Source organism: Streptomyces sp. NPDC003697, from assembly GCF_053587115.1.
The window spans coordinates 19,376-31,992 of record NZ_JBSFNN010000081.1 but is presented as its reverse complement, the minus strand read 5'-3'; the positions used below and the strand labels follow the sequence as shown (position 1 = coordinate 31,992).

11 protein-coding genes and 1 tRNA gene are annotated in these 12,617 nt (G+C 68.7%); 10 read left to right on the top strand and 2 right to left on the bottom strand.

Going from position 1 to position 12,617, the window contains the following annotated elements; translation table 11 throughout:
* Positions 1–314: 314 nt before the first annotated feature.
* The 7 genes from ACWDNY_RS25560 (at position 315) to ACWDNY_RS25530 (ending at position 7,166) form a co-directional block, all read left to right on the top strand.
* Positions 315–542, top strand: coding sequence for a hypothetical protein (locus tag ACWDNY_RS25560; RefSeq protein WP_451648127.1), 228 nt, complete (start codon positions 315–317; stop codon positions 540–542).
* A gap of 298 nt (positions 543–840) precedes the next feature.
* Positions 841–1,038 (top strand): hypothetical protein, encoded by a 198-nt coding sequence (locus tag ACWDNY_RS25555; RefSeq protein WP_451648126.1) that lies wholly within the window; start codon positions 841–843, stop codon positions 1,036–1,038.
* Between the two features lie 399 nt (positions 1,039–1,437).
* Entirely contained in the window at positions 1,438–2,664 is a 1,227-nt protein-coding gene (locus ACWDNY_RS25550) for a branched-chain amino acid ABC transporter substrate-binding protein (RefSeq protein ID WP_451648125.1), read from the top strand.
* Between the two features lie 116 nt (positions 2,665–2,780).
* Positions 2,781–3,713 carry a branched-chain amino acid ABC transporter permease gene (locus tag ACWDNY_RS25545; protein ID WP_451648124.1) on the top strand — a complete coding sequence of 311 codons (933 nt, stop codon included), beginning with the start codon at positions 2,781–2,783 and terminating at the stop codon, positions 3,711–3,713.
* Between the two features lie 5 nt (positions 3,714–3,718).
* The gene (locus ACWDNY_RS25540) at positions 3,719–5,539 is read left to right on the top strand and encodes a branched-chain amino acid ABC transporter permease (RefSeq protein ID WP_451648123.1); all 1,821 of its coding nucleotides are present in this window, start codon (positions 3,719–3,721) and stop codon (positions 5,537–5,539) included.
* Between the two features lie 5 nt (positions 5,540–5,544).
* Positions 5,545–6,453 carry an ABC transporter ATP-binding protein gene (locus ACWDNY_RS25535; protein ID WP_451648122.1) on the top strand — a complete coding sequence of 303 codons (909 nt, stop codon included), beginning with the start codon at positions 5,545–5,547 and terminating at the stop codon, positions 6,451–6,453.
* Entirely contained in the window at positions 6,450–7,166 is a 717-nt protein-coding gene (locus tag ACWDNY_RS25530) for an ABC transporter ATP-binding protein (protein ID WP_451648121.1), read from the top strand. Before ACWDNY_RS25535 ends, ACWDNY_RS25530 begins: the two co-directional genes overlap by 4 nt.
* A gap of 81 nt (positions 7,167–7,247) precedes the next feature.
* Here the strand turns inward: ACWDNY_RS25530 and ACWDNY_RS25525 are convergent, their stop codons facing one another.
* On the bottom strand, positions 7,248–7,913 hold the full coding sequence (locus ACWDNY_RS25525) for an ANTAR domain-containing response regulator (protein ID WP_451648120.1): 666 nt from the start codon (positions 7,911–7,913) through the stop codon (positions 7,248–7,250).
* 105 nt (positions 7,914–8,018) lie between these two features.
* Between ACWDNY_RS25525 and ACWDNY_RS25520 the strand changes: the two genes are divergently transcribed.
* Positions 8,019–8,093 (top strand) — tRNA-Leu (locus tag ACWDNY_RS25520).
* 107 nt (positions 8,094–8,200) lie between these two features.
* Complete coding sequence (locus tag ACWDNY_RS25515; RefSeq protein ID WP_451648119.1) at positions 8,201–8,956, top strand: transcriptional regulator; 756 nt, start codon at positions 8,201–8,203, stop codon at positions 8,954–8,956.
* Between the two features lie 6 nt (positions 8,957–8,962).
* Here the strand turns inward: ACWDNY_RS25515 and pyk are convergent, their stop codons facing one another.
* The gene (gene pyk, locus ACWDNY_RS25510) at positions 8,963–10,399 is read right to left on the bottom strand and encodes a pyruvate kinase (RefSeq protein ID WP_451648118.1); all 1,437 of its coding nucleotides are present in this window, start codon (positions 10,397–10,399) and stop codon (positions 8,963–8,965) included.
* Between the two features lie 406 nt (positions 10,400–10,805).
* On the opposite strand from pyk, the gene ACWDNY_RS25505 reads away from it, so the two are divergent.
* Complete coding sequence (locus ACWDNY_RS25505; protein WP_451648117.1) at positions 10,806–12,617, top strand: bifunctional metallophosphatase/5'-nucleotidase; 1,812 nt, start codon at positions 10,806–10,808, stop codon at positions 12,615–12,617.

Sequence of the window (12,617 nt, the reverse complement as noted above, 5' to 3'; positions counted from 1 at the left end):
GAGTACATCCAGTACGAGGGCGTCCGGCCGGCACGCCGAGAGCACGCACCGGACGCCGCTCCTTGACGGGCAAACGTTGCCTGCCGCGGCACTAGCGTCGACGCATGGGGCGGGGGCGGATGTCCGGACCGGCGACGGCGTTGTGCGCGGCCGGACTCACCGTGGCACTCGTGACGGGCGGAACGGTGACGGGGTGTACCGCCCCGTCCGCCTCTGAAAGCGGAGGCGGCACCGGACGCACCGGCCCCACGTCGTCCCAGGCCACGACGTCACCGCGTGTCACGACGGACGCGGAGCTGTGCACGCGGGCCGTCGTGTACTGGTCCGGAGAGGCACTGGACAGCGGCACGTACGGTGACTACCAGTCGATGGGCCTGTCCGACGCGCAGTACGACATCCTGCGCGAGGTCGTGGCCGCCGCCCGGTCCGTGAGACGACGACAGGGCGCCGCGGCCGCCCGGGAACTGGTCGCCCGTCGGGCGCGGGAGGACTGCGCGGCCCGGTACCGCGACGGCCGGCCCGGCCGCGGTCCCTGGCGGTGACCGCCGTCGGCCCGGTGGAGCCGGGCGAAGGCACGTACGCGCCGCACGTCCCGCCCCGGCGCCGCTCCCGTCCCGGGCACGGACTTCCCGGACGCCTGTACCTGCGGCACCGCCGAGCCTTCCTGACCGCGCTGACCTGCGCCGTCGCCCTGACTGACGGCCGGCTGCCTCCACGCGACCTGGCCGCGGCAGCCACCGCCGCCGGCCCCGCTGTACCCGTCCCGGGTCACCCGCGTCGTCCACCTCGTCCCGGGGGCCATGCGACCGGCCGGCGCCCCCTCGCACGTTCGCCTTCGACGTGGCCGTCGAGGTCGGCTCCGGCCCGCCGGTCGAGACCATCCGCGTCTCCCAGCCGTACGCGGGCCTGGAGGTGACGCCGAGCCCGGCCACCCCTTTCCGGGCGGAGGCCCGTTCCCCACGCAAGGTCACCATCACCGTGCATGTGACGGAATACGGGAAAGTGCCGGGAAGGCCGGGCTGCCTTTCCTGGACGTAACTCTGCGTAATACGCGCGCAATGCAGGCCCAGAGCTTCATCCTGGGGCCGCGGTATGCGGCAGCGCTCTCCGAGGCTCTGCGAGCGGCCCTGCGGTAACACTTTCAAGTAATCAGCAAAACCGCTGATACACCTGAAGGCATCCGGCCGGTTCCTGCGGTTTCTCATCATGCGGACAGGGCGAACCGGCAAGAATTCCGGCGTTCCCCCCACGCGGTACCGCTCTGCAATACGTCGTGTCATAACAAGAGAGTCACAGCCTCGGTCAGACCCTCCTCCACGTTCCCCACACCCGCCTAGAGTCACGGCCAGTCACCGCGCCGTGGGATTGCCACTTCGGCCCAGCGCTCGACTCGGCCGTTTCCACGGGGATGCGGCTGTGCCAGGGAAAGGACTGATCGTGCGTCAACGTTCGCTCATCGCCATCACCGCCGCTTTGGCGGCGGGAGCACTGACCCTCACCGCCTGCGGCTCGCGCGACAGCGGCGACAACGGCAAGGACTCCGGTGGCACCACCGTCGTCATCGGCGTCGACGCCCCGCTGACCGGCGACCTGTCCGCGCTGGGCCTCGGCATCAAGAACTCGGTGGACCTCGCCGCCAAGACGGCCAACAAGCAGGACTACGTCAAGGGCGTCACGTTCAAGATCCAGGCGCTCGACGACCAGGGCCAGCCGGCCTCCGGTCAGCAGAACGCCACCAAGCTCGTCGCCGCCAAGGACGTGCTCGGCGTGGTCGGCCCCCTGAACTCCTCCGTCGCCGAGTCCATGCAGAAGGTGTTCGACGACGCCAAGCTGGTCGAGGTCTCCCCGGCCAACACCAACCCGGCGCTGACCCAGGGCACCAACTGGCAGACCACCAAGGCGCGGCCGTACAAGTCCTACTTCCGCACCGCGACCACGGACGCCATCCAGGGCCCGTTCGCCGCGCAGTACCTCTTCAACGACTCCAAGAAGAAGAAGGTCTTCGTCATCGACGACAAGAAGACCTACGGGGCCGGCCTGGCCTCCACCTTCACCGCGGAGTTCAAGAAGCTCGGCGGCACCGTCGCCGGCACCGAGCACATCGACCCCGACACCAAGGACTTCTCCGCGGTCGCCACCAAGGTCAAGAAGTCCGGTGCCGACGTCGTCTACTACGGCGGCGAATACCCGCAGTCCGGCCCGCTGAGCAAGCAGATCAAGGCCGCGGGCGCGAAGATCCCCGTGGTCGGCGGCGACGGCATGTACAGCGCCGACTTCATCAAGCTGGCCGGCCCGAGCTCCACTGGCGACCTCGCCACCTCCGTCGGCGCGCCCGTCGAGGAGCTGCCCTCCGCCAAGGAGTTCGTCGCCAACTACAAGAACGGCGGCTACAAGGACGCGTACGAGGCCTACGGCGGCTACTCCTACGACTCCGCCTGGGCGATCATCGAGGCCGTGAAGAAGGTCGTCGACGACAACGACGGCAAGCTGCCCGACGACGCCCGCGCCAAGGTCACCGAGGCCATGCAGGGCGTCACCTTCGACGGAGTCACCGGCAAGGTGTCCTTCGACGAGTTCGGAGACGCCACCAACAAGCAGCTCACCGTGTACGCCGTCGAGAACGGGACCTGGAAGCCGGTCAAGTCCGGAACGTACACCGGCTGATCCGACCCGCCCAGCACCACCACGAGCCGCGCGGGGCGCTGTTCCACTGGCGCCCCGCGCGCACTCGCATCCGGCCCCATCCGTCGAACTCATCCGAACGTCTCGGAGGACATGCGGTGAACGAACTGCCGCAGCAGCTGGTCAACGGCCTGCTACTGGGATCCATGTACGGGCTGGTCGCCATCGGCTACACAATGGTCTACGGCATCGTCCAGCTCATCAACTTCGCCCACGGCGAGATCTTCATGACCGGGGCCTTCGGGGCGCTCTCGGTCTACCTCTGGGTGGTGCCCGACGGCACCTCCATGTGGGTGGCCCTGCCGCTCATGCTCATCGGCGCCGTCCTGGTCGCCGTCCTCGTCGCCGTGGGAGCGGAACGGTTCGCCTACCGCCCTCTGCGCGGCGCCCCGCGTCTGGCCCCGCTCATCACCGCCATCGGCCTCTCCCTCGCCCTGCAGCAGGCGGTCTGGGCCTGGTACCCCCACGCCAAGTCCGCCCGGACTTTCCCCCAGATCGACGGCGGTCCCTTCCACCTCGGCGACGTCACCATCCAGACCGGTGACATCTTCCTGCTCGTCGCCGCCCCCCTCAGCATGGCCGTCCTCGCCTACTTCGTCATGAAGACCCGCACCGGACGCGGCATGCAGGCCACCGCCCAGGACCCCGACACCGCCAAGCTCATGGGCATCAACACCGACCGCATCATCGTGGTCGCCTTCGCCCTCGGCGCCACGTTCGCCGCCGTCGGCGGCGTCGCCTACGGCCTCAAGTACGGCCAGATCGACTACCGCATGGGCTTCATCCTCGGCCTCAAGGCGTTCACCGCCGCCGTCCTCGGCGGCATCGGCAACATCTACGGAGCCATGATCGGCGGCGTCGTCCTCGGCGTGGCGGAAACCCTCGCCACCGCCTACATCGCCGACCTCCCCGGCATGGACCAGTTCGGCAGCCAGTCCTGGGCCAACGTCTGGGCCTTCGTACTCCTCATCCTCGTACTGCTGTTCAGGCCCCAGGGCCTGCTCGGCGAACGCGTCGCGGACAGGGCGTGACACCGATGACCACACAGACCACCGCACCGGAAACCCCGCAGACCGCCGGCGCCGCCACCGGCCTCGTCGGCATCCCGCCGCACATCGGCCGCGCCCTCGCCACCGGCGGCGCGATCCTCACCGTCCTGTCCACCTTCCTGGCCTGGACCTGGACCGCGTCCTTCCCCGGCGACCTCACCGTCTACGGCTACCCCGGCGGCCTCCAGGTCCTCGTCCTCGTCGCCGCCGCCCTGACCACCCTGTTCTGCCTCGCCTCCTACGGCATCCGCGGCCTGGGCTGGCTCACCCCCGCGGGCGCCGACGGCGCCATCAAGTTCGCCGCCGTCGCCACCTTCGCAACCGCCTGGTACGCGGTCATCGCGATCAGCGTGGAACTCGGCGGAGCCGTCAACCTCGAACCCGGTGGCTACGTGGTCGCCGTCGCCGGCCTCGCCACACTCCTCGGCGCCCTCGCCCTCCCCTTCCAGCGACCCCAGGCCGATCCCGTCGACCCCGACGACACCCCCTGGGCCCGCTTCACCCACCGGGCCGGACACGGCTGGCAGACCCTCAAGGCCGCCTTCGCCGCCGGCACGGCACGCCCCGCCCCCGCCCTGCCCTCCTACGCCGAAATCCTGATCATCGTCGCCGTCCTGGCACTCGGCCTCCTCGTCTTCACCTACGGCATCGGCACCGAGTACGACGAACTGTTCGTCGGCTTCCTCATCACCGCCGGCTTCGGCTTCGCCGCCCTCAACAAGTCCGGCCTCATCAGCCAGGCCTCCCAGATCACCGCCCGGCACCAGAACATCACCATCTGCGGCGCCTTCGTCGCGGCGGCGCTGTTCCCCTTCACCCAGACCGACGACCAGTACGCCACCGTCGGCGTCTACATCCTCATCTTCGCCACCGTCGCCCTCGGCCTGAACATCGTCGTCGGCCTCGCCGGCCTCCTCGACCTCGGCTACGTCGCCTTCCTCGGCGTCGGCGCCTACGCCGCGGCCCTCGTCTCCGGCTCCCCCAACTCCCCGCTCGACGTCCACTTCCCCTTCTGGGCGGCCGTCCTCGTCGGAACCGCCGCCTCCCTCGTCTTCGGCGTCCTCATCGGCGCCCCGACCCTCCGGCTGCGCGGCGACTACCTGGCCATCGTCACCCTCGGCTTCGGTGAGATCTTCCGCATCACCGTCAACAACCTCGACGGCACCTCCGGCCCCGACGTCACCAACGGATCCAACGGCATCTCCTCCATCCCCAACCTGGACATCCTCGGATTCGACTTCGGCACCCAGCACGACATCGCCGGCTTCACCATCGGCCGGTTCGCCAACTACTTCTTCCTGATGCTCCTCGTCACCGCCGTCGTCGTCCTGGTCTTCCGGCGCAGCGGCGACTCCCGCATCGGCCGCGCCTGGGTCGCCATCCGCGAGGACGAGACCGCCGCCCTCGCCATGGGCATCAACGGCTTCCGCGTCAAGCTCGTCGCCTTCGCCGTCGGCGCCTCCCTCGCCGGCCTCGCCGGCACCGTCCAGGCCCACGTGACCTACACCGTCACCCCCGAGCAGTACCTCTTCGCCGGCCCCATCCCGCCCAACTCCGCGTTCCTCCTCGCCGCGGTCGTCCTCGGCGGCATGGGCACCATCAGTGGCCCGCTCATCGGCGCGGCCCTGCTGTTCCTCATCCCCAACAAGCTCCAGTTCCTCGGCGACTACCAGCTCTTCGCCTTCGGACTCGCCCTCATCCTGCTGATGCGCTTCCGTCCCGAGGGCCTCATCCCCAACCGGCGCCGCCAGCTCGAATTCCACGACGAGGCCGAAGCGCCCACAGTCCTCGGCAAGACAGGGGCCTGACCACCATGACCACCGACACCACCACCACGAACGCCGCACCCGGCGACGCCACCGGCACCACCGTGCTCGACGCCCGCGGCGTCACCATGCGCTTCGGCGGCCTCACCGCGGTCCGCGACGTCGACCTCACCGTCAACAGCGGAGAGATCGTCGGCCTCATCGGACCCAACGGCGCCGGCAAGACCACCTTCTTCAACTGCCTCACCGGCCTCTACGTCCCCACCGAGGGCGAGGTCCGCTACCAGGGCACCGTCCTGCCGCCCCAGTCCTTCAAGGTCACCGCCGCCGGCATCGCGCGCACCTTCCAGAACATCCGCCTGTTCGCCAACATGACGGTCCTGGAGAACGTCCTCGTCGGCCGCCACACCCGCACCAAGGAAGGCTTCTGGTCCGCCGTCCTGCGCGGCCCCGGCTTCCACAAGGCCGAAGCCGCCTCCCGGAAACGCGCCATGGAACTCCTCGAGTTCGTCGGCCTCGCCGCCAAGGCCGAACACCTCGCCCGCAACCTCCCCTACGGCGAGCAGCGCAAACTCGAGATCGCCCGCGCCCTCGCCAGCGAACCCGGCCTGCTGCTCCTCGACGAACCCACCGCCGGCATGAACCCCCAGGAGACCCGCGCCACCGAAGAACTCGTCTTCGCCATCCGCGACATGGGCATCGCGGTCCTCGTCATCGAGCACGACATGCGGTTCATCTTCAACCTCTGCGACCGCGTCGCCGTCCTCGTCCAGGGCCAGAAGCTCATCGAGGGCGACCCCGCCACCGTCCAGGGCGACGACCGCGTCATCGCCGCCTACCTCGGTGAACCCTTCGAGAACGCCCCCGGCTCCGAGGAAGCCGCCGAGGTCGAGGCCGCCGAAGCCCACGCCGAGACCACGACGGACGACGCGCCCGGCAAGGAGAACGACCGATGACCACCCTGCTCGAAGTCGAGGACCTCCGGGTCGCCTACGGCAAGATCGAAGCCGTCAAGGGCATCTCGTTCAAGGTGGAGGCCGGCGAAGTCGTCACCCTCATCGGCACCAACGGCGCCGGCAAGACGACCACCCTGCGCACCCTCTCCGGCCTCCTCAAGCCGGTCGGCGGCCAGATCAAGTTCAACGGCAAATCGCTGAAGAAGTACCCGGCCCACCAGATCGTCTCCCTCGGACTCGCCCACTCCCCCGAAGGGCGGCACATCTTTCCGCGCATGACGATCGAGGACAATCTCCGCCTCGGCGCGTTCCTGCGCAGCGACAAGGCCGGCATCGAAAAGGACATCCAGCGCGCCTACGACCTCTTCCCCATCCTCGGAGAACGCAGGAAGCAGGCCGCCGGCACCCTCTCCGGCGGAGAGCAGCAAATGCTCGCCATGGGCCGGGCCCTCATGTCCCAGCCCAAACTGCTCATGCTCGACGAACCCTCCATGGGCCTCTCCCCGATCATGATGCAGAAGATCATGGCCACCATCGCCGAGCTCAAGTCCGAGGGCACCACCATCCTGCTCGTCGAGCAGAACGCCCAGGCGGCCCTCTCCCTCGCCGACCACGGCCACGTCATGGAAGTCGGCAGCATCGTCCTCTCCGGCACCGGACAGGACCTGCTGCACGACGAATCCGTCCGCAAGGCCTACCTCGGCGAGGACTGACGACCAGGACCCGGACACGACGAGGCCCGCGCCCCCGAGCACCAGGGACGCGGGCCTCGCCGCACGCGGCGCGCGCGGGGGTCAGTCCCGGCCGTCGGCCTTCGCCGCCTTCTTCTCCTCGCTGTCCTGGATGACCGCCTCCGCCACCTGCTGCATCGACATACGGCGATCCATCGACGTCTTCTGGATCCACCGGAACGCCGCCGGCTCCGTCAGCCCGTACTCCGTCTGCAGGATCGACTTCGCGCGGTCCACCAGCTTCCGCGTCTCCAGCCGCTGCGTGAGGTCAGCGACCTCCTTCTCCAGCTCCTTCAGCTCCGTGAACCGCGAGACCGCCATCTCGATCGCCGGCACCACGTCACTCTTGCTGAACGGCTTCACCAGGTACGCCATCGCACCGGCGTCCCGCGCCCGCTCCACCAGGTCGCGCTGAGAGAAGGCGGTGAGCATCAGGACGGGGGCGATCCGCTCCTCCGCGATCCGCTCCGCCGCCGAGATGCCGTCGAGCTTCGGCATCTTCACGTCCAGGATCACCAGGTCCGGCCGGTGCTCCCGGGCCAGCTCCACGGCCCGCTCGCCGTCACCGGCCTCGCCGACGACCGAGTAGCCCTCCTCCTCCAGCATCTCCTTGAGATCCAGCCGGATCAGCGCCTCGTCCTCGGCGATGACGACGCGGGTGGTCAGCGGAGGCACGTGCGACTTGTCGTCGTCGGACAGGTCTACGGGCTGGGGCGACTCGGCGGTCACGGGGGCGCTCCTCGTTCCAGGGCGGGCAGGTAGTGCTCCCAAGAGCCTACCTAGCTGCGGTAAGGTGGTCGGGCAACGGGTCAGGGGGAACCTTCGATTCGTTAGGCCCCGGTAGCCCAATTGGCAGCAGGCAATGGATTCAAAACCCATACAGTGTCGGTTCGAATCCGACCCGGGGCACTTTTCCTTCGAATCGAAGGTCGTCACTTCGCAAGCGGATGCTCACCTTCTCGTGAACATCCGCTTTTTGCTGCGTGTCGCGGGGACCGCTCCCGGAGAGTGTCCACATGTACGACCTCAGCACACGTAAACGAGCCTTGTCTCTGGTTGCGCAGGGGCGCAGCCTCAACTCTGTCAGCCGGGAGACCGGAATCTCACGCGCCGCGATCCGTTCCTGGCAGGACCGCCTTGAGCCACTGCCCCGCATGGCGCCCCTCGACCCCGGCCCCCCTTCCGACGATCGCGCCTACGCGTATCTTCTGGGTCTCTATCTGGGTGACGGATGCATCAGTCCGCACCCGCGCAGCGGCTATTACCTCAGAATCGCCTGCGCCGACACATGGCCCGGACTCATGCGCTTGTGCCGCGAGGCCATCACGGATGTACGCCCCGGCGTCGGTGTCTACACGCTCCAAAAGCAGGGCTGCGCGATGGTGACCAGCTACTCCCCACACTGGCCCCGCCTCTTCCCCCAGCACGGCCCCGGCAGGAAGCACGAGCGGCGGATCGTTCTCGAGTCCTGGCAGCAGGAGATCGTCGACGCGCATCCCTGGGATTTCGTCCGCGGCCTGATCCACTCCGACGGCTGCCGGATCACGAACTGGACGACCCGCCTCGTCGGCGGCGAGCGCAAGCGGTACGAATACCCCCGCTATTTTTTCACCAATGTCTCCGAGGACATCCGGCGGCTGTGCACGGACACCCTCGAGAAACTCGGTGTGGAGTGGACCCACTGCGCCCGGAACGGCAATCCGTACAACATCTCCGTCGCCCGCAGAGCCTCCGTGGCCCTGATGGACGCCCACGTCGGCCCCAAGTACTGAGCCGCTCTACCTCGCGTTGTCGTCCTCCCCGATGCGGTGGACACGGACCATGTTGGTCGAGCCGGACACCCCCGGGGGCGAGCCCGCGGTGATGACCACCACGTCGCCCCGCCGGCAGCGGCCGTACCGCAACAGCAGCTCGTCGACCTGGTCGACCATCGCGTCGGTGGAGTCGACGTGCGGGCCGAGGAAGGTCTCGGCGCCCCAGGTGAGGCTGAGCTGGGAGCGCGTGGCCGGTTCTGGGGTGAAGGCCAGCAGCGGGATGGGTGAGCGGTAGCGGGAGAGGCGGCGGGCGGTGTCGCCCGACTGGGTGAAGGCGACCAGAAAGGTCGCGCCGAGGAAGTCGCCCATCTCGGCGGCGGCGCGTGCCACGGCGCCGCCCTGGGTGCGGGGCTTGTTCTTCTCGGTGAGCGGGGGGAGGCCCTGGGCGAGGAGGTCCTCCTCGGCGGCTTCGACGATGCGGGCCATGGTGCGGACGGTTTCGACGGCGTACTTGCCGACGCTGGTCTCGCCGGAGAGCATGACGGCGTCGGTGCCGTCGATGACGGCGTTGGCGACGTCGCTGGCCTCGGCCCTGGTGGGGCGTGAGGCGTCGATCATCGAGTCGAGCATCTGGGTCGCCACGATGACCGGCTTGGCGTTGCGCCTGGCGAGTTTGATGGCGCGTTTCTGGACGATCGGTACTTGTTCGAGGGGCATTTCGACGCCGAGGTCGCCGCGGGCGACCATGATGCCGTCGAAGGCGGCGACGATGTCGTCGATGTTCTCGACGGCCTGGGGTTTCTCGACCTTGGCGATGACGGGGAGCCGGCGGCCCTCGTCGTCCATGATGCGGTGGACGTCCCTGATGTCGCGGCCGCTGCGGACGAACGACAGGGCGATGACGTCGAATCCGGTGTGGAGGGCCCAGCGGAGGTCCTCCTCGTCCTTTTTGGACAGGGCGGGCACGGAGACGGCGACGCCGGGGAGGTTGAGTCCCTTGTGGTCGGAGACCATGCCGCCTTCGGCCACCCGGGTGTGGACACGGGGGCCGTCGACCCGGGTGACGTCGAGGCAGACCCTGCCGTCGTCGACGAGGATGCGTTCGCCGGGGGCGACGTCGTCGGCGAGGCCGGAGTAGGTGGTTCCGCAGATGTGGCGGTCGCCTTCGACGCCTTCCTCGACGGTGATGGTGAAGGTGTCGCCGCGTTCGAGGAGTACGGGCCCTTCGCGGAATCGGCCGAGTCTGATCTTCGGGCCCTGAAGGTCGGCGAGGACGCCGACGCTGCGGCCGGTTTCGTCGGCGGCCCTGCGGACGTGCTGGTAGCGCTCCTCGTGTTCGGTGTGTTCGCCGTGGCTGAGGTTGAAGCGGGCGACGTCCATTCCGGCTTCGACCAGTGCCTTGATCTGGTCGTACGAGTCGGTGGCGGGCCCCAGGGTGCAGACGATTTTGGCTCGGCGCATGCTCCGAGCCTAGGGCTTACCGGCGGGTAGAGCCGTGGAGTGACGTGACTACTCAACGTCCTTTGGGTGAAGGGACGTTGACAAGTGTTGAAGTGTGCGGGTGGCCGCTCCTCCGAGCAGGTGACGGCTGTTGGGGTGACGCTCGCGGCCGCCGCCCGGTGGCCGGAGTGGGCCGGTGGCGTGGCGGGAGCGCCGGTGACCTGGGCCTGGACGTGCCGCGACCGGGGTCCGAGTGCCGGAGGCGCCGCGGCGACCGTCCGGCGGCCGTACGTAGCGGTCTGCTGCCCGTGGCCGGTTCCACTTCCCTGCGGGTCATCAGATCGCAACCTGCGGGGCCTGTTGCTGCTGGTCGTGACCGGGTCAGAATCTACGCGCGTTGTCGTCCTTTTCCCGAGGAGAGCCTCAGATGCCGTTGAATCGCCGGAAGTTCCTGAAGAAGTCCGCGGTGACCGGGGCGGGGGTCGCCCTCGTCGGCGCGGCGCCGGCTCCGGCGGCGCAGGCTGCCGAGGCGGAGAAGCCGGGCAGGCCCGGGAAGCGGTACTCCCTGACCGTCATGGGCACCACCGACCTGCACGGCCATGTCTTCAACTGGGACTACTTCAAGGACGTGGAGTACTCCGACAGGGCGGGCAACGCGCTCGGCCTGGCGCGGATCTCGACGCTGGTGAACGAGGTCCGTGAGGAGAAGGGCCGCCGCAACACGCTGCTGATCGACGCGGGTGACACGATTCAGGGCACCCCTCTGACGTACTACTACGCGAAGGTGGACCCGATCACCGCCGAGGGCGGTCCGGTGCACCCGATGGCGCAGGCCATGAACGCGATCGGGTACGACGCGGTGGCGCTGGGGAACCACGAGTTCAACTACGGCATCGAGACGCTGCGGAAGTTCGAGGAGCAGTGCGACTTCCCCCTGCTGGGGGCCAACGCGCTGGACGCGAGGACGCTGCGGCCGGCCTTCCCGCCGTACGTCATGAAGACGTTCCACGCGCCGGGGTGCGCGAAGCCGGTGAAGGTGGCGGTGCTGGGTCTGACGAACCCGGGCATCGCGATCTGGGACAAGGCGTACGTGCAGGGGAGGCTGACGTTCCCGGGTCTGGAGGAGCAGGCCGCGAAGTGGGTGCCGAAGCTGCGTTCGATGGGTGCGGACGTGGTCGTGGTGTCGGCGCACTCGGGGGCGTCGGGGACGTCGTCGTGGGGTGATCAGCTGCCGTACGTGGAGAACTCGGCGGCGAACGTGGCGCGGCAGGTGCCGGGTATCGACGCGATCCTGGTGGGACACGCGCACCTGGAGATCCCTGAGCTGAAGGTCGTCAACGAGCGGACCGGGAAGACGGTCGTGCTGTCGGAGCCGCTGTGCTACGCCGAGCGGATGACCCTGTTCGACATCGAGCTGGTGTTTGACAAGGGGCGCTGGGAGGTCGAGTCGGTCTCCGCGTCGCTGCGCGACTCCAGGACGGTCGTCGACGACCCGAGGATCACGAAGCTGCTGACGGACGAGCACGCGACGGTGGTGGAGTACGTCAACCAGGTCGTCGGCTCCGCGACTGAGACGCTGACGACGGTGGACGCGCGGTACAAGGACGCCCCGATCATCGACCTGATCACGAAGGTCCAGGAGGACGTGGTCAAGGCGGCGCTGGCGGGCACGGAGTACGCGTCGCTGCCGGTGGTGTCCCAGGCGTCGCCGTTCTCGCGGACGTCGGAGATCCCGGCCGGGCAGGTGACGATCCGGGACCTGTCGAGCCTGTACGTGTACGACAACACGCTGGTCGCGAAGCTGATGACGGGCGGGCAGCTGCGGGCGTACCTGGAGTACTCCGCGGAGTACTACGTGCAGACGCCGGCGGATGCGCCGGTGGACGTCGAGAAGCTGACGAACGCGAACAACCGTCCGGACTACAACTACGACTACGTGTCGGGGTTCACGTACGACATCGACGTGGCACAGCCGGCGGGCGCACGGATCCGGAACCTGAGGTTCGGTGGTGTGGCGGTGGACGACGCGCAGCAGTTCGTGCTGGCGGTGAACAACTACCGTGCCAACGGCGGTGGCGCGTTTCCGCACGTGGCGTCGGCGAAGGAGCTGTGGTCGGAGTCGACGGAGATCCGTACGCGCATCGCGGAGTGGGTGACCGCGAAGGGTGTGCTGGACCCGCGGGACTTCGCGTCGGTGGACTGGCGGCTGACGCGGAACGGCACGCCGATGTTCCCGTGA